Raw genomic sequence first — 19,193 nt, 5'->3', positions numbered from 1 at the left:
ACATTGGTGAAACAAAATTGTGCAATTAACCAAAAATGTTTAACCATGCAATAGCCATAAATGTCTAATAACCAAGACTTTAAAAGAACCTTGTAAAGCGAAGAAACCCACTGTTGTGACCTCGGCGGGATTCAAACCCACAACCTTCTGATCCGTAGTCAGATGCTCTATTCAGTTGAGCTACGAGGCCTTTAAAAAATCTGTGCAAAGATAATACGTTTTTTTGTTCTGTGCAAACAGTTTTATGTTTTTTTCTTAAACAAATATTCGTAATCGAGGTAATAGAGCATTTTTACCATAATAGTATTTGTTTGAGGATATTCACCCAAATATTTTAAATTTTCAAAATACGAAGCATACAAATATGGGCTGTCTTTAAAAATTTCGTTTTTCCATATTATCATCAAATTGCTGCCGGGTGCAAACTGCCAAGAAAATACAATATCGGCATTTAGCGAGTTGTAATTAAAATTGTATTGAGACGGACTATTTGATACTAAACTTCCACTTAGGGTTCCTTCGTCTGTTAAGGTATAAATGTTAAAATATTCTCCTTGCGACCAATAATATCTAAACTTGATACTGATAGATAAATCATTTTTAAAAAGATAATCGGCAGTTAAAGCGTTGGTTATTGAAGTTACATTGCGTTTACCCATAAGTGGTTTACCTGAATCTTCGTCAAAGCTTGCAAATCCGACACTGTTTTTACTATAGCTTGATTCTATCGTATATCTAAACGACAAATGATTAGAAACACGTGCTAATGGAGAAACTTGTAAATAATAATGCATAGCATTGAAGGTGGAGTTATGATTCACAACGGTTGAAACATCTATAGCCAGAGATTTTCTATAATCGGTAGAAATACCTAAACGAATATTTTTATTATAGCCTGTTCTTAAAAAATAGCCTTCTTTTCGTGGTTCGTAGTAATCGAAACCATTGTATAAATCGGCATACCCGCCGCTCCATATACTAAGATAACGATGAGTTGTGGTCCCTATATTTAATTCTAAGCCCGATGTGCTAATATTCATGGTCGATAAATGGTAGTTTTGAATATAATTGAGATTTAGCCCATAATTTAAAAATGTTTTTGTTGGCTGAAACTGATGGTAGTCGATATATACGCTATTGTTCAAATAATTGTTAAATAAAGTAAGTCCTACATCGTTGGCATTGAAATTTTTATCCATATATGAACTAGAAAGTCCATATTTAAAATTTCCGTTTATTTTGTCTAAACTTATAGATGCTTTATATCCATTATTGGGCAACTCAGAAGGTTTATTTTGCAGATAATAAAAATGCGATAATGCAGAATTTAACGATAATTGGTAAGTTTTAGAATGTTCAATTAGTGAAAGTCCTATGGCTGTAACGTTTGAACTGTAGTTGTTTTTCTCTCGCAAAAAACTGGTGTTGGTTAAAAATATATTATTGCCTTGTCTAAAAGCTTGGTCAATAACAAAAACATTATAATTAGCAAAAGGCTCGGTTAAAATACTTTTTTCCAATCCTGTTAATGTGTCTTTTATTTGAGCATAGGTATTGGCAGTAATAGCATTTAAAACGCCTATAGCAAGTCCTTTACTATTTCGTCCGGATATTTTAAAAGCATTGATGAGTTGTGTTTGTTGCGGATTTTTGCTAATAATTTCGTTGCTGTCGGTTGAAATACTGTAAAAATTGCGTGGTAAACGACCTATTCTACGAGAGTAAAAAATATCACCTTTATTAAATAATTCAACCGATTCTTTAAAAAACGGACGTTGTTCGCTATAAACTGTTTCGTATGCAGTAAGGTTTTTATATTTATTATCTGATTGAACTTGGCTAAAATCGGGCAAAAGTGTTAAATCGAGCGTATAACTTTCGTTAATGCCATATTTTAAATCGAGTCCACCGCTGAACAATTTACTTAGTTGTGTTTTTGTGCCTTTTTCTGATTCTGTTTGCAAACCTGCTGACAGATAAGGTGTAAACGATAATCGGAGAGGGGCTTCAATTTGTTCTATGCCATCGAGTTTTGACCAATAAAGAAGCGGATTATTAGCTTCGCGAGGCTCTAATACTAAACGGCTTTCTTCACGTATGCGACGAATACTTCTTATACATTGAAAACGCCAATCTTGTTTTAAAACTTTTGGGAAACGAATAGCTGAGTAGGGTATTTTAATTTCTACAGACCAACCTGAATCAGAAATAGCAATCTTACTATCCCATACCACATTGTATGATTTGTCGTCGCCTCGCATTTCCAATTGTACACCAGAGGCAGATACTCCAAAAATAAAAGCATCTTGTTGTTTATTATATGTATCAAAGGCTATAATAAAGTAATCGGCATTTAAGTTTTGATTGTCTCTATTGCCAAGTTGTTTTAGAATACTATCGGGGTGTTCATCGTGGCAAAAGGCAAATACATATATAGCAGTATTGTCGTATAGTATTTGGACATCGGTATCGAATAGAGGTGGAGAATTATAGTATGGATTTTTTTGTTTAAAACCGTTTATTATAGGACAAATATTCCAAATGGCATCTTTTTGTCCATCTATTGTAGGTGCAATAGTCGTCCTATAAGCTTTAAAACAAATAGAATCGTTTGTTTGCGAAAATAATGTTTGTTGTAAAATTAAAAGGGTTAAACAGTTAATCGTCCATTTTAAATTCATAAATATACATTTGCGTTTCTATCAGGTCCTACCGATATAATCTCCACTTTAACGTTTGTATATTCTTCGATAAAAGCAATGTATTGCAGCAGTTCTTTAGGCAAATTTTGTTTGTTGCGAATGTTTTGAATGTCTGTTTTCCAGCCTTTAAATATTTTATAAACAGGCTGTTTAACATCATCGAGGCAGTAGGGGATGTGTGTAATTTCGCCCTCATGTGTTTGGTAGGCAACTGCAACTTTTATTTCATCAAGTGTGGACATCACATCGGCTTTTGTAACGATAAGACGATTAACACCGCTAATAGTTACAGCAAATTTTAAGGCAACTAAATCGAGCCATCCGCAGCGACGAGGACGTCCGGTAGTGCTTCCGAATTCGTGTCCTTGGGTACGAAGTTCATCGCCCACTAAGTCGTTTAGCTCAGTAGGGAAAGGACCGCTTCCAACACGCGTACAATAAGCTTTGGTTACTCCTAACACATTACCAATTTGTTGCGGAGCGAGACCTAAGCCTGTACAAGCACCAGCAGCTATTGTGTTTGATGAAGTTACAAAAGGATAAGAACCAAAATCAATATCGAGCATACTGCCTTGAGCTCCTTCGGCTAATATTTTTTTATTTTCTTCAATTTGTTTTTGAATAAACGAAATGCCATCGGTATGTTTAAACTTTTTGAGCATATCTAATGCTTCAAACCAATTTTTCTCAAGTTCAGCCAACGAATCGATAGGGTATTGAAATAAGGATAAAATTTGTTTGTGTTTTTCGACTAATGCTTGATATTTTTCTTTGAAATTAGCTTGAAAAATATCTCCAACCCGAATTCCCTGACGTGAAATTTTGTCGGTATAAGTTGGTCCGATACCTTTAAGGGTGGAACCTATTTTATCTTTACCTTTTGCTTGTTCGTATGCAGCATCTAATAATCGGTGGGTAGGAAGTATAAGATGAGCTTGTTTGGAAATATAGAGATTATCATATATCCAAGGCGAAACAATGGATAGATTTTCGATTTCTTGTTTAAATATACAGGGGTCTAAAACAACACCATTACCTATATAGTTTAAACTTTTTGGCTGAAATACACCCGAAGGAATGGTATGTAGCACGAATTTTTTATTGTCGAACTCGAGTGTATGCCCAGCATTAGGACCTCCCTGAAAACGTGCAACAACATCGTATTGAGGAGCAAGCAAATCAACAATTTTACCTTTGCCCTCATCGCCCCATTGTAAACCTAGCAATACATCAATCTTTTGTATCATATGTATATATAAAAATTTGAAAGCTTGAAGATACAAATAATTTTACGATAAAATCGTGGTAAAATATTTTATGAACGATTTGCTTGTTTTAAAACAGTTTTTTTTACTGACTATTTGAATCATTTTCTAAATATATATTTCTTATCTTAGCAAGAAAAAATCTTATGATAAATAATCTTCAAGACAGATTTTCGAATACTATTAAAAATAGTAAACGTTCGGTAATTCGTGAGTTATTAAAACTTACTCAACGTAAGGAACTTATTTCATTTGCGGGTGGTTTACCATCACCAGAATCGTTTCCTGTTGACGAACTTAAAGACATTGTTGCCGAAGTACTTAATACCGATGGAACCATGGCGTTACAATATGGCGAAACCGAAGGCGATATCCGATTGAGAAAAGCGCTTATTGAACGTTATAAAAATGATGATGTTCATCTTGAATTAGGCAATTTAATTATTACAACGGCTTCGCAACAAGGATTAGATTTGTTAGCAAAAATATTTATCAATCCTGGCGATAAGGTTATCTGCGGCTTACCTTCGTATTTGGGTGGCTTAAGTGCATTTAGAAGTTATGGAGCACAATTAGTGGGTGTTCCTTTAGATGAGAATGGGCTTCGCTCAGATTTGTTAGATAAAACACTCGCTGAACTAAAAGCCAAAAACGAAATTCCTAAATTTATTTATATTATTCCCGATTTTCAGAATCCTGCTGGCATAACGATGCCCGAATGGAGACGTAGAGAAATACTAGAAATAGCTTATAAATACGATGTTTTAATAGCCGAAGATAGCCCCTATAGAGAAATTCGTTTTGAAGGTAAGCCACAACCTATGTTTTATCAGCTCGATAAAAAAGGTTATGTTATTACTTTAGGCACATTCAGTAAAACTTTTGCTCCTGGCTTTAGAATTGGTTGGGTTATGGCAAACGAAGAAATAATTGATAAGTTTGTTGTGGCTAAGCAAGCAACCGATTTGTGTACGAGTGCCTTTGTGCAGAAAATAGCTGCTACCTATATTGAGAAAGGCTATTTCGATAAAAATATAAAACGTACGGTAGCCATGTATAAAGAAAAAAGAGATGCGATGCTCATGGCTTTAGAAAAATATATGCCAGCTGGTGTACACTGGACTAAGCCAGAAGGTGGTTTGTTTTTATTTTTAACTCTACCTGAATGGATGGATAGCGAAAAATTGTTTATGCGTGCTATCGAAAAGAATGTTGCGTTTGTTATGGGCAATGCTTTTTATTGCGATGGTAGTGGTAGAAATACCATCCGTTTGAATTTTTCGTTTATGAGTGTAGAAAATAATATTGAAGGAATTCGTCGTTTGGCAGATGCCGTAAAAGAAGAAATAGCCGTTAAAGCCTAATATATGAGGCCTCATAGCTATAAAAAAAGCCATCGTATCCCGATGGCTTTTTTGTTTAATCTAAACTAAATTTAATTTTTTATCAGTTGTTTAACAAAATTCTCTCTCCCGTTGTTTACTTTATAAATATATACACCTCGTTTTAAATTACTTCCATCAAATTTAAAACTATTTTCACCTTTGTTGGAGATCATTTTTTCTTCGTATACTTTATTACCGAGTACATCGAAAACTTGCAAATCAATAGACGAAGTATAAGGGCAATAAAAACTTATAGAAACAGTTGAATTAAAGGGATTGGGTTGAGGAGGTAGTACTGTAAACTTGCTACTATTTATAATTTGTGCACTGCTTGCTGTATTTACAACCATTACTAACGAAGTGTCATCAACTTGTTCAGGCAATGCTGTGGGGACTCCTAAAATTAAAATATAAGGAACTACGTGTACCTTTAATGGATAAGTACCGGGTGTAGTAGGCGTACCGCTTAAAAGAATACAATAACGTGTAACGGGTGTAGTAGGGGTAAATTCGCAGTTAGCAGGACTGCATTGATAAGTCAAGCCTTGTGGGATGTTTTCTACATTCGTGATTTTAATTTTATTGATAGAAACAGTTTGTCCGTTGTAATCAAATGTAGCAGGTGGAATAATGGTTACTACTTGATTATAGGGAATATTAACAGTGGCTGGAGGTAACACTTCTGGACACATTTCGCCGGGATTTCCAATATCATTACACGATTGATCGGGTGTACATTGAGCATTTAAAGACTCATAAATAAAAATATTAACTGTAATAGTTAGTGTTAAAAGTAAAATATTTTTCATAGGCATATTTTTTTTCAAAGATACAAAAAAAGCACATAAACAAAAAAATTTATGTGCTTAAATTTAAATTTGGTGATTTGTTATTTAAAAAGTTTAGAAAATTCTCTTGCTTTTCTTGTTTTCCAAGCTCCTGAATGATAAGCATAGCTTACAATAAGTGGTAGTACGGTTGTTGCTTCGGCATATACCATTTGTTCAAAAGTAGTATCGACTTTTCCCCACGACGAAGCTTCTTTAAGGGTAGAGCTAGAACAAGCGCCATCGCGTACATCGGCAACCGTAATTTGGATTGCATACTTATGCATAGGAACTTCATGTCCTAGTATTTCAGCACAAATTACAGTGTCTTGAGTAAAGTTTTTGGGAACACCTCCACCAATCATAAAGATACCGGTTTCGCCGGCTTTGATTTTTATTTCAGTTAGTTCTTTAAAATCTGCTACTGAGTCAATGGTAACATGTTTTTTAGGATTATCAACTTGGTGTTTTACTAAACCAAATCCTGCACTACTATCGGTAAAAGCGGGGCAGAAAATAGGAACATTGTGTTCGTATGCTACTTGTACAAGTGAATCTTTTTTCTTAGAATGTTTGGTTAAATATTTTCCCATTTCTTTAATAAATTCTCGAGAAGAATAGGGGCGAGGTTCTAGCGAATCGGCAATTTTCTTAATGGTCATATCGCATTGTTGCAATTGTTCTTCGTCGATATAGGTATCGTATATGCGGTCTATATATAATTCACGTAGTTGTTTGTCATCAACATTGGGTGTGCCTTTGTAATGTTTAAAACCCAATGCTTCAAAAAAGTCCATATCAACAATAGTCGCGCCCGTAGCAACAATGGCATCCACCATATTATGTTTTACCATATCGACATATACTTGCATACATCCTGCAGCGCTTGTACTACCAGCAATGGTCAGGATAATACTACATTTTTTGTCTTTAAGCATACGTATAAAAATATCGGCAGCCGAAGCTGTTTCGCGTGAAGTAAACGACATTTCACGCATAGAATCAATAATAGCCGTGCTATCAATTTTTTTTATGTCTATGTGTTTAATGGTGTCTTTTAAAATGTCTTTTTTAGTTAACTTTTTCATAGGTAATTATTTATTTAATTAAAAAAATTTATATCCAATCATTTTGTAAACTAATTTTGCTGCTAAGAAATTAGGTGCTTTATTTATTTCATTGGGGCATAGCTCAACTACATCGAAGCCAACAACGTTTCTTTTACGATGTACTTGTTCGAGTAGTTCAAGTGTTTCATACCAATGTAAGCCACCTGGCTCTGGTGTGCCTGTTGATGGCATAATAGAAGGATCGAAAACATCTAAGTCTATGGTTATATAAACATTTTTTGTTTTAATTCGAGCAATTACATCTTCAATCCAATATTTGTTGTTTACAATTTCATGAGCATAAAAAATATCGTCTCTATGGAATGAATCAAGCTCTTCGGTGCACTGACTACGTATGCCAACGTGAATAACCGGACAAAATTCTTTAGCTCTTGCCATTGCGCAAGCATGATTATATTTAGAACCTTCGTATTCATCGCGTAAATCGGTGTGTGCATCGAGTTGCAAAACGGTAAGAGAATCATAAGCTTCGGCGTGAGCTTTTATGGTACCTGTGCTAACCGAATGTTCACCGCCTAATAATACAATGTACTTTTTATCTATATGTTGTTTGACAAAATCATAAACTTGTTGATTCATTGATTCTGGCGAAGGATAAGGACCTAGTGGCTCGCATGTGTGAATACCAATTGTATAAAACTCTGAATCGTATTCTATGTCGTATAATTCCATATTTGCTGATGCTTCTAAAATAGCATCGGGGCCTTTGTCGGCACCCTTTATCCATGTGCTTGTACCATCGTAGGGTACAGGAACTACCAAAACATTCGAACCTTCGTACTTTGAAAATTTTTCTTCTAAACCACCAAAATTGTATTTCATCGTTTTATATTTTGGTGCAAAAATAATTAAAATGCTTAAAAAATAAAAAGGTTCTTTAAAGCAGTAAAAATATTAACATTAAAATAATATAGATTGTTTTAGCTTATTTTAGGTCGAAAAATTTGTTCATTTAAAAATAAATAATGAAATTTTTAAATAAAAAAATCATATTTTTGTCAATAAATCAAAAAATTACTAATATGAAACGTATATCTTTTTTTATTGCTTTCATCGCTACTACTTCAAATTTAGTTTTAGGTCAGGCAGCGGGAAATTATTTTTATAATCAATCTAAAAGCAAAAGTGAAGTATCGGGTGGAATATTTGATGAGGCAAATTATAGAGGATATGTTCAACAGAATCAATATTATCCTACTACCGTTAGTTCGAATGATACCGCATTTATGTTAGAATGCAATGCTATTATGAATGTAAAAGCAGATGAGTATGTTATGATTTTAGGCACTTCTCAAATAGCTGAGTCTTTAGAAGATTGCCACCAAATGTTAAATAAACGAATAGAAAATTTTAAACAGGCTATACAACCTTTAGGTATTGCATCGAGCGATATATATGTAGATTATATTTCACAATTTCCGATTTTTGAAATAGAAGTTGAGAAAAAATTATTCAGTAAAACTTATCATGAAGTTCCAACCGGATATGAATTGAAAAAAAATATTCATATTCATTATAAAAATAAAGAAATTGCCGAAAAGATAATGCTCGAAGCTGCAAAGAATGAAATATACGATATTATTAAAGTAGATTATATGGTATTAAATACAAATCAAATTTACGATTCCTTAAGACAAATATGTATTAAAAGCATTCAAAAAAAAGTTAATGAGTTACAAAAATTAGGAGTTAAAACAGAATCGCAGTATCAGTTAGTGTACGAAAATATGCAGTCAACATATCCACTCGAACGTTATTCTTCGTATGTAGAATTTGCTCGATATAATTCAAATTCATCTAAAATGGGAAGCAAGGTTATTTCTCACTATAATGTACCTGCTTTGTTTTATAATCCTTTGAATTATAAAAATTATGAGTGTATAGTGAACCCAATTATATTAGAACCCGTGGTTCAATTTTCTTACAACCTTAAAGTAAAATATGTGTTAAAAAAGAGGTAGTTTTGTTTATCTTTTTCTTCTATCTTTGCGACAAAAATGTCAACAATGAAGATAGGAATCATAAAAGAAACGAAAACTCCACCCGATAGAAGAGTAGCGATTACACCAGAAATTGCTAAAGCGATTAAAGATCATTTTTCGGATATCGAAATTGTTGTTCAGCCAAGCGATATTCGTGCCATAACCGATGATGAGTATTTACAGCAAGGTATTGAAGTATCGAATAATATAGAAGATGCTGATATATTAATCGGTATAAAAGAAGTTTCTATTCCTACTTTGCAAAAAGGCAAAAAGTACATGTTTTTTTCTCATACCGGAAAAAAGCAGCCATATAATCGTCCATTGCTTCAAAAATGTGCAGAATTAAATATTACTTTAATTGATTATGAATATTTGACCGATGAAAATCATGTGCGTTTAATCGCATTTGGTCGTTGGGCAGGCATTGTAGGGGCATACAATACGATATGGACATTAGGACAAAAACACAAACTTTTTAATTTAAAAAGAGCTTACCAATGCTATGACCACATAGAAATGTTTAAAGAATTAGAAAACATAAAATTACCTCCTGTTAAGATTGTAATTACAGGCGGTGGAAGAGTGGCTCATGGTGCTTTAGAAACTTTATCGCATTTACATATCAAAGAAGTAAGCCCAGATGAATTTTTAACTCAAACATTTAATGAAGCCGTTTTTTGTAGACTCGACCCTTGGCATTATAATAAACATATTAGAAATGAGCATCATGATTTGCAACATTTTATTGATCACCCCGAAGAATATAAAGCGAATTTCTTACCCTTTGCTTTAATAGCAGATATATATATTGCTTGTCATTTTTGGGATCCACGCTCTCCAGAAATATTACGTCCTGAAGACTATTTACATCCCAATTTTAATATTTCTATTATAGGCGACGTAAGTTGCGATATTAAAAAACCTATTGCATCGACCATAAGAGCTTCGAAAATAGATGATCCCATATATGGATACAATCCTCATACACAACAAGAAGACGATCCTTTTAAAGACGGGAATATAACGGTAATGGCTATAGATAACTTGCCTGCCGAATTGCCTCGAAGTTCGTCGGCCGATTTTGCTAAAGCTTTTTATCATAAAATATTGCCCGAATTATTGAAAGAAGAAGAAAGTAAGGTTATTGAACGAGCCACCATTTTGAAAAATGGAAAACTTACACCTCATTTTGAGTATCTGAGTGATTATTTGGCAGGTAAGGAATAATGGTCGTTTATTTTTATACTAGGATTTTACCTTTCCAAAAAAAAATATCGTTAACAGTAAACTTGGGTTCAAATTTAAAAAGCCCATAAATAGCCGAACCACTGCCCGTCATGCTGGCATAAAAAGCACCTTGTTGATATAAATAATGTTTTAAAGCTTTAAGTTCAGGGTAGTTTGAAAAAGCCGATATTTCAAAATCGTTATAAAAATAGTTTTTCCATTCGTCTGTACTTATTTTTTCAATTATTTCTTTAAAAGAATACAAGGTTTTATGGGGTGAAATTTGTTGATATGCTTCTGCGGTATGAATGTGAATGCTCTTTTTTAAAATTACTATGTAAATATTGTTGAATGAATAAGAGATAGGATTTAGTTCATCTCCTTTTTGAGTCGCATATGCAGGAATGTTTTCAATAAAAAAATTACAATCGCTTCCGATACGTTTTGCATAATGCGATAATTGTGATAGGCTTAAGTTTAATTCAAATAGTTTATTTAATGTTTTTAAAGTAAATGCCGCATCTGATGAGCCTCCGCCAAGACCAGCTCCCATCGGAATATTTTTGTGAAGAATGATCGTAACAGGTGGAATATTGAAATCGTTTTGAAGAAGTTTGAATGCCTTGTAACATAGGTTTTGTTCTATGTTTCCATCAATATTAAAGCCATAATTTTTAATGGTGAGTGTATGAGAGGGTAGAATTTCTAATACATCGCATAAAGTAATAGGTAGAAAAATGCTTTCGAGGTTGTGATATCCGTCAAGACGCTTTTCAGTAACGGCTAAACCAAGATTAATTTTTGCATTTGGAAATACTACCATAATTGAATTGCTTTATACTTTAAATTTTATACAACTTATGAGCACATCATCAATTTGTTCTAAGTTCCCTTTCCATTCGTAAAAACGTTGACGGAAAATATGCATTTGTTCGTTGGCTGGTAAATGGTGATAAGTTGCAATAAGTTGTTTGAGTGATTGATATTTGAATTTTTTTCTGTTAGGACCTCCGAATTGGTCTGCATAACCATCTGAAAACATATAAACACACATGTTATTTTCGATGTTAAGTATATGATTGGTAAAAGGTTCGTTAGTAATGTGTTTGCCAATAGGCATTTTATCGGCTTTAATTTCTATAAAATCGTTATTTTCTTTAATAATATACAATGGATTATTGGCTCCGGCATATTCGAGTGTTTTGTTTTGAATATCGTAAATAATGAAAGCGATATCCATTCCATCTTTTGAGGTGCTGTCTTTTTCGTTTTGCTTTAGCGAATATATAATTTCGGTTCGAAGTTGGTTAAGTATTTCATTGGCATGTGCTAAAGGATAATTAGAAACTATTTCGTCGAGGAATGTAATACCTAACATACTCATAAAAGCGCCAGGAACTCCATGTCCAGTACAGTCGGCAATTGCAAAAAATATTCGATTTTGTTTTTGTGTTATCCAATAAAAATCGCCACTAACGATATCGCGAGGAAAGTATAAAATAAAGCTATCAGGGAAAAATTGTTTAACTTCGTCAATTGAAGGTAGGAGAGCTTCTTGAATATTGCGAGCGTAATTGATGCTATCGGTAATATCTTTATTTTTTTGTTCAACAATTTCTTTTTGCTGAACAACTTCGGCAGTACGTTCTTTTACTATGGCTTCAAGACGTTGTTTCTCTTTAATAAGTGAGCGTTCGCGATATTTAATAAAAGCTATAATGGCAATAATAATGACTAAAATAATGGTAGATATAAACCACCATGTTTTATAGAAAGGAGGTTCAATAATAAATGAGAATTCATAAGGGTCGCTCCAAATACCGTCTTCGTTTGAAGCTCGAACAAGGAAGGTGTAATTCCCTGGAGGGAGTGAAGGAAAATCGGCTTCATTTTTTTTCATTATAGGCGACCAGTTGTCGTCCAAACCTATCATTTTAAATTGATATTGTACTTTCTCAGGGTTTTTAAACGAAATGGCATCGAATTGAAAGGTTAAATGGTTTTTGTTATAGGGTAATTTGAGGTTTATGGGGAGTTTGGTTTCTGCGTTGATTGAATCGCAATATTCCGACCAATCAAAATCTTGAAAATTGTATAGTATTTTATGAATAACAATATTTGGCTTTATATTATTTATTGTTTCTTCATTGAGTTTGTAAATGGTAACACCGTTCGTTGTGCCAATATAAATATTATTAAGACTATCGACCAATATTGCATTCCGGTTACAATCTTGTCCTAAAAAACCGTCGTTTAGCGAATAGGTTTTGACAATTAAACTATCGTTATTATAAAAATAATCTAAATCAATTTTGTTTAATCCTTTATTCGTACCTGCAATTAAATATTGATTATGTAAGTCGGTGGTAAGAACGTAAATATTATCAGAATTTAATCCATGTATAGTTTTATTAAAGTTTCTAAATTTTTTACCATTAAAAAAGAAAATACCTTCTTTTGTAGCTAACCAATAATGGTTACGATGGTCTTTAATAATAGTTGTAACAATGCCATCTATAAAACCATGTTTTGCATCGAAATGCATTAGTTTATTTTTGGGTAAATCGAATTTATAAAGTCCTTTATCGGTGCAAATCCACTTAATTTGATTTTTATCGTGATAAACGTAATAAACGGATGTGTTTATATTGCTTAATGCATTGGGTGTATTTTGTAATGCGGTATCGTTAAAAATATAAATACCTTTTAATGTTGCAGCCCAAATATTTCCTTGTTCATCTTTACTGAGATGATTTACAGAGCGGTTTATAGTGGGGTGAATTATAATGTTTTTTAAATCTGAGCTGTTTTGGTTGCTAATATGCCAATATGTACTATCTTTAGGGTTAAAAATAGTGATACCATTTAATGTTCCAAACCATGTTTTGCCATTATTGTCAATTATTATTGAAGATATAAAGCTTCCTATAAGGGCTTTTATGTTTTTTTTATTAATTTTAGGTTTTTCTTTTAAAATATAGCCTATTTGTATAAAAGAGTTCGTTTCTGTAATATTGAATTGTTTGGTTTTTATATAGTTAGCACCTAAATTATCAAATCCTATCCAAAATTCGTTGGGAGCATAGCCTTTACAAATTGAAAATACTGATTTTTGTAATAATTTTTGATTTTGATTCCAATTTATAAAGGGAGTTTTAGGAAATTGATAAAGACCATTTTCGCTACCTATCCAAATATTTTTTTCTTTGTCGATAATAAAGCTGCGTACATTACTAATGGGAAGTGCTTTTACAAATGATATTTTACCATTCATTATTTTAAAAATTTCGCCTCCGTAAATACAAGTGTAAAGTTCTTCGTTTAATTTAAAAGAATTTGTAAAGGTAGAATTTCCTAAAATTGGTTTAAGTTCTTGCTTATTTGTATATATAAATGCTCCTTGCGAAGTGCCTATGAAAATATTGCCGATATTATCTTCGTTTATGGTCCAAGTTGTTTTTAAAGGTAAATTATTAGAGTCTAAAACGGCTTTAATATATTGTTGATCGTAATAAAATAAACCATTTGAAAAAGTACCTATCCAAATACGATTTTTGGAATCTTTAAAAAGCGAAAATATTTTATTGTTGGCTATAGTGCTTAAAAATTTTGGTATAGTAATTTTATTATTTTTTAAAATGGCAATACCTGCATCGGTTGCTATCCAGTATTCGTTTTTTGATACTTCAATAAAATTCCAAATATTATTTGAAGGTAAACCATGTTCGGTAGTATAAACTTGGTTGGTTAATATATTTCTTTTCACGAGTCCATTATCGGTTGAAATCCAAATAGTATTATTAGAGTCTTGATATATGTTATGTATCATATTACTCGGTAAACCATTTCCTTTGGAGTAATTAATAAACTGATTACCATTAAAAATATCGATACCTCCACCAATAGTTCCTATCCAAAGTTGGTTATGATGATCTTGATGTAAACAAAATACGATAGATTGACTAAGTCCATTTTCTACTCCAAATGTACGATAAAATTGATTTTGTGAAAAGCAAAAGAATGAGTTCAGCAATATAAAGAGAAAAAATAAAAAACTACGCATATTTTTTTAGTTGTAAAAATAAAGAATTTATGAATAGAAAAAAAGTTTAGTTTAAAAAACTATCATTAACAATTGTTTATTTTGTTTTATCGGGGAATGGTGGTATGGGTGCTTTTTCAACTGGGTTTCTTTTCATTTCATCTAATATGATTTCTATGGCTTTGTTTAGTTGTTGGTCTTCTCCCATATATTCTTTATATGGGTCGTTGTCAACTTCGATATCGGGTTCAACACCGTAGCCTTCAATAATCCATGATTTGCCATCGGATGCATAATGTCCGAATTCGGGTTTCATTAAATATCCGCCATCAACAAAGGGAAGTGAGCCTCTTATACCAACTACTCCGCCCCATGTGCGTACGCCAATAACTTTTCCAATTCCATATTTTTTAAATTGATAAGGGAACAAATCGCCGTCAGAAGCTGAATATTGGTTTATAAGTAATACTTTAGGTCCTAGTATCATTTGATTGGGTGTTGGTTCGCCTTCTATTTGATTACGAGCCATACCAAAAAATGCAACTTGACGTTTAAGTCTTTCGGCAATCATTGGCGATACATTACCACCACCGTTGCCTCTATCGTCAACGATTAGAGCTTTTTTGTTGAGTTGTGGGTAAAAATATTTGGCAAATTCGTTGAGTCCTTCAACACCCATATCGGGAATATGTACATAACCGACTTCGCCGTTGGTGGCATTGGATACTTTTTTTATATTTTCTTGTACCCAATTATAGTAGTAAAGAGGGGCTTCATCGTCAATAGGAGTTACCACTACTTTATGTGTTGTAAGTTCATCGGGTTTATTAGAAATTGTAAGCTCTATTGGGATATTGGCTTTATTGGTTAATAATTTATATATATCGTTAACATTTTTAACCGATTGATTATTTACTGCAATAATAAAATCTCCTTCGTTAACATTAACGCCAACTTCGGTAAGTGGTGATCGTAAGGTAGGGTTCCAGTTTTCGCCTTTTAATATTTTGTCAATTTTAAAATAACCCGATGGATGTCTTGAAATTATAGCACCTAATAAACCTAATTTTACTCGTTCAGGATTATTTTGATCGCCACCGCCTACATAGGCATGTCCAACGTTTAATTCGCCAATCATTTCGCCTATTACATAAGTTAAATCGTTTCGATGTGCACAAGCTTGAGCTAAGGGTTTGTATTTTTCGTAGATATTTTTCCAGTTAACAGCATGCATATTCGGGTCGTAAAAGAAATCACGCATTTGACGCCATGCTTCGTTATAGATTTGCATCCATTCTTCTTTTGTGTTAATATATGTTTTCATCCCCTTAAATGATAATGCTTCTACATTGTTAAGATTTATTTCGTCTTTGGGTAAATCGACAATGTAGTATTTATTGTCTTTAATAATAGCCATATGTTTTTCATCAGCCGATATTTTAAAATTATTATAATCACCTATCTTATTTTCTTTCTTTTTTTCAAAATCGAAAGCATGAATACTTGATGTTTCGCTACTTTCCGATGAATAATTATAATATAATAGATTATCTGCCCATTTTAAATTCCAATAATTACCGGCTTTTATAGGGAGTGCTATAATACGATTATAAATATTATCGAAATCGATACGAATTGAGGTAGGAGTTTTTATTTTTTTCTTTGAGGTATCTTCATCGCTAAAAAAAATAGTTTTATTAGTAGGAGCTAATGGATTAGTAATTTCTTTTTGAAGTGTTACAAAGTAAATTTTTGACATATCAACATATGCATGATTCCATTCTGTATTGCTATAAATTGGATTAAAATCTCTGTCGCTTGTAAAAAATAAATATTTTCCATCTTTACTAAAACAAGGGTTACTACTTGAATACCATGAGCTGGTTATAGAAGTAGTAGTTTTGTTGGTAATATTATATATAAATATTTGACTCATGGTGTTTTGCAAAGTTCTATCAACAAAAGCTATCCATTTACTATCGGGCGACCAAGTATAGTCGTTTATTTCCCAGCTTTTACTTTGATAAACAAGGGTTATTTGTTTAGTATGAATGTCTACATATTTGAGATTAAATTTTTTGTCGTTGAAAAGAATTTTTTTGCTATCGGGCGACCATAAGAAAGAAAAAATGTAATTGTCGTTTCCTTGAGTTAACTGAATAGGAGGTTTATTCGAATGAGTTTCTTGAATATAGATTTCATATTCACCTGTTTGATCGGATAAAAAGGCAAAATATTTGCCGTCGGGCGAATAGGCTACTTCACGTTCATGTGAGTTAGAGCTTTGAGTGTGATTTATATTGATGCCGGTTTGTGAAGGTATTGTCCATACGTCACCGCGTGCGGATACTAAAAGGCGGCTACCATCGGGTGCTATATCATAGTCGTTAATGAATTTTGATGCATCTACCCATTTATTGAGCGAATAAAGATGGTCGTCGGCAATCGTAATTTTTATTTTTTGAATTTGTTTAGTTGCAATGTCGAACCAATATAAGAAACCACCTTTTTCAAAAACTATTTTTCCGTCATTTATTGATGGGAATTTAATATCAAAATCGTCGAATTGTGTAAGTTTAGTCGTTTGTTTTGTTTGTGTGTTATATACAAATAAGTTCATGGTGCGATCCCTATCGCTAATAAAATAAATTTCGTTTTGCCACCACATAGGGAAAATATCTTGCGATGGGTTTTGAGTAATATTTTCGATAGTTTTAGTTTTAAAATCGAATATACGAATATCATCGGCCATACCGCCTTTATAATATTTCCATGTTCTAAATTCGCGCATTACTCTGTTAAAAGCAATTTTTTCACCATTGGGCGAGAAAGAATTAAAGCCACCACTCGAAAGTGGAAGTTGTTCAGACATGCCGCCTTCGATTGATATTGAATATAATTGTCCAACAAAATCATTCCACGAAGCTTTGCGAGAGCGATAAATAATATTTTTGCCATCGGGTGTCCACGAAGTTACTATATTGTTAGGTCCCATTCTGTCGGCAATGTCATCGCGATTGAGGGTTGCTGTGTAAGTAAGACGTTTGGGTTCGCCACCGGTGGCTGGAACAATATAAACCTCGGAATTACCATCGTATTGACCTGTAAAAGCAATGTATTTACCATCAGGTGAAAAGTGAGGAAAAGTTTCGTAACCACTATAGTTTGTTAGCTTCCGTGCAATGCCATCGTTCATATTGGCTATGTATAAGTCGCCAGCATAGGTAAATGCTATTTGATTCCCGTATATTGTAGGGAAACGCATCATTCTACTTTCGTTCTGAGCAAATAATTTTAAAGAAAAAAGTAGAACAAATAAAGATAAAGTTATCGTTTTCATTGTTTTGTATAAGTTAATAAAAGTTTAACAATATCATTATATTTGGCAAGGCTTAAGTTTAAAAGATTATCGTCGGGATGATGATAAGGTCCTGTTTTGCCTTTAGCATATATAAATACCGATGGAATACCATTCATATAAAAAGGAGCATGATCGCTGTTATTGGAGGCTTCGCGAATTTGAATATCTAAATTAAGATTTTTATCAATATTAATTTTTGAAAGTTCATCGGCTAATGATTGATATATTTTACCATTAACAATAGTAATGCCTTTTTCACCACTTCCAATTACATCTAAATTAAATAAATATTTAATTTTTTTTAGGTCGAATGTAGGCTTTCCGACAAAATAGTTGGAACCAATAAGCCCAACTTCTTCGCCTGTAAAAAATAAAAGAGCTATGGTTTTTGAATTTTGTTCGTTTGCTAATTCTCTTCCAATATCGATGACCATACTAACTCCGCTTGCATTGTCGTTTGCACCAGGGAAATATATGTTTTCTAACTCACCTAAATGATCATAATGAGCGCTAAAGGCAATAATACTATCGCTTTTTCCTTTAATCGTAGCGATGATGTTTGAAGTTTTATATTGTTTTATGTATTTTGTTTTAAGGTTAATAGTAATATTACGAGCATTTATAAAACTTGTGTCAACTTCTATAATAACCCAATTGTTTTTTTTATTAGCTTGAACTTGCATAAGTTTTGTTTTTTTACAAAGAATAAATCCTTTTGCTTTAACAGAATTATTTTGAAGCAACTTATGAATTTCGGATGAGTATTTAGATTGACTGGTAAGCGATGTGTCAAATAATACAAATTTATTGGTCAAATCTTTAGTTAAAATATCAGCAAGATTCGATTTATTGATTTTTTCTATTTCGAACATTCCTTTTAAGCTTGCACTACTTGGATAAACAATAGCATTGTCGCCCCATTTTACAAAAGTGGTATCGAATAGTACTTTTGCACTTTTAATAACTGAAACGGGCATTTTAAAAGTTTGTACAACAATGTTTTTTATGCCAATGTTTTTTAATGTAGTTACTATATATTTTTCTGCTTTATTAATACCTTTGTGTGTGTAACCACGCCCGTGAAAATCTTTAGCTGTTAAATCAGATATAATTCGAGATGCAAATTCTTTATCTTGAGCAAAAATATGAAAACTTTGAAATAAAAAAGCAATGACGACCAAGCTATTTGCTAAGTGTTTGAAATATAAATGTATAAAAATCATGATGGTTTTAATTTTTATGGAGCTAAGCTACAAAATTATTTATTTA

The 19,193-nt window shown here is 32.6% G+C and carries 12 protein-coding genes and 1 tRNA gene; 3 read left to right on the top strand and 10 right to left on the bottom strand.

Features of this window, described 5'->3' with window-relative positions; all coding sequences use genetic code 11:
* Window positions 1-116: 116 nt before the first annotated feature.
* The 3 genes from HPY79_01025 to HPY79_01015 all read right to left on the bottom strand — a co-directional run bounded on the left by HPY79_01025 (window position 117) and on the right by HPY79_01015 (window position 3,949).
* Window positions 117-190: transfer RNA gene (locus HPY79_01025), tRNA-Arg, on the bottom strand.
* Window positions 191-242: 52 nt separating this feature from the next.
* A complete protein-coding gene (locus HPY79_01020; protein ID NSW44400.1) occupies window positions 243-2,681 on the bottom strand; it encodes a carbohydrate binding family 9 domain-containing protein in 2,439 nt (812 codons plus the stop codon).
* Window positions 2,678-3,949, bottom strand: a complete 1,272-nt coding sequence (locus tag HPY79_01015) for an adenylosuccinate synthase (GenBank protein ID NSW44399.1) — start codon at window positions 3,947-3,949, stop codon at window positions 2,678-2,680. The genes HPY79_01020 and HPY79_01015 overlap by 4 nt, the downstream gene beginning before the upstream one ends.
* 164 nt (window positions 3,950-4,113) lie before the next feature.
* Here HPY79_01015 and HPY79_01010 point away from each other — a divergent pair, with 164 nt between their 5' ends.
* Window positions 4,114-5,331 (top strand): PLP-dependent aminotransferase family protein, encoded by a 1,218-nt coding sequence (locus HPY79_01010; protein ID NSW44398.1) that lies wholly within the window; start codon window positions 4,114-4,116, stop codon window positions 5,329-5,331.
* Window positions 5,332-5,402: 71 nt separating this feature from the next.
* Here HPY79_01010 and HPY79_01005 read toward each other — a convergent pair whose 3' ends face one another.
* The 3 genes from HPY79_01005 to speB all read right to left on the bottom strand — a co-directional run bounded on the left by HPY79_01005 (window position 5,403) and on the right by speB (window position 8,131).
* Window positions 5,403-6,161: a T9SS type A sorting domain-containing protein gene (locus tag HPY79_01005; GenBank protein ID NSW44397.1), complete on the bottom strand. Its 759-nt coding sequence runs from the start codon at window positions 6,159-6,161 to the stop codon at window positions 5,403-5,405.
* An 80-nt stretch (window positions 6,162-6,241) separates the two neighbouring features.
* Window positions 6,242-7,267 (bottom strand): deoxyhypusine synthase, encoded by a 1,026-nt coding sequence (locus tag HPY79_01000; protein NSW44396.1) that lies wholly within the window; start codon window positions 7,265-7,267, stop codon window positions 6,242-6,244.
* Window positions 7,268-7,285: 18 nt separating this feature from the next.
* Entirely contained in the window at window positions 7,286-8,131 is an 846-nt protein-coding gene (gene speB / locus HPY79_00995) for an agmatinase (protein NSW44395.1), read from the bottom strand.
* A gap of 200 nt (window positions 8,132-8,331) precedes the next feature.
* On the opposite strand from speB, the gene HPY79_00990 reads away from it, so the two are divergent.
* Both HPY79_00990 and HPY79_00985 read left to right on the top strand, forming a co-directional pair.
* Window positions 8,332-9,270: an SIMPL domain-containing protein gene (locus tag HPY79_00990; GenBank protein NSW44394.1), complete on the top strand. Its 939-nt coding sequence runs from the start codon at window positions 8,332-8,334 to the stop codon at window positions 9,268-9,270.
* A 45-nt stretch (window positions 9,271-9,315) separates the two neighbouring features.
* On the top strand, window positions 9,316-10,521 hold the full coding sequence (locus tag HPY79_00985) for an alanine dehydrogenase (GenBank protein NSW44393.1): 1,206 nt from the start codon (window positions 9,316-9,318) through the stop codon (window positions 10,519-10,521).
* 13 nt (window positions 10,522-10,534) lie between these two features.
* Here the strand turns inward: HPY79_00985 and HPY79_00980 are convergent, their stop codons facing one another.
* The 4 genes from HPY79_00980 to HPY79_00965 all read right to left on the bottom strand — a co-directional run bounded on the left by HPY79_00980 (window position 10,535) and on the right by HPY79_00965 (window position 19,147).
* On the bottom strand, window positions 10,535-11,344 hold the full coding sequence (locus HPY79_00980; protein NSW44392.1) for a 4-(cytidine 5'-diphospho)-2-C-methyl-D-erythritol kinase: 810 nt from the start codon (window positions 11,342-11,344) through the stop codon (window positions 10,535-10,537).
* Between the two features lie 12 nt (window positions 11,345-11,356).
* Window positions 11,357-14,584, bottom strand: coding sequence for a SpoIIE family protein phosphatase (locus tag HPY79_00975; protein NSW44391.1), 3,228 nt, complete (start codon window positions 14,582-14,584; stop codon window positions 11,357-11,359).
* A 76-nt stretch (window positions 14,585-14,660) separates the two neighbouring features.
* The gene (locus HPY79_00970; GenBank protein NSW44390.1) at window positions 14,661-17,903 is read right to left on the bottom strand and encodes a PD40 domain-containing protein; all 3,243 of its coding nucleotides are present in this window, start codon (window positions 17,901-17,903) and stop codon (window positions 14,661-14,663) included.
* Complete coding sequence (locus HPY79_00965) at window positions 17,900-19,147, bottom strand: M20/M25/M40 family metallo-hydrolase (protein ID NSW44389.1); 1,248 nt, start codon at window positions 19,145-19,147, stop codon at window positions 17,900-17,902. The genes HPY79_00970 and HPY79_00965 overlap by 4 nt, the downstream gene beginning before the upstream one ends.
* Window positions 19,148-19,193: the final 46 nt, after the last annotated feature.

The sequence above is a fragment of the Bacteroidales bacterium genome, assembly GCA_013314715.1.
GTDB lineage: Bacteria > Bacteroidota > Bacteroidia > Bacteroidales > GWA2-32-17 > Ch61.
The sequence above is the reverse complement of the archived record's forward strand: the minus strand, read 5'-3'. Positions and strand labels throughout refer to the sequence as shown.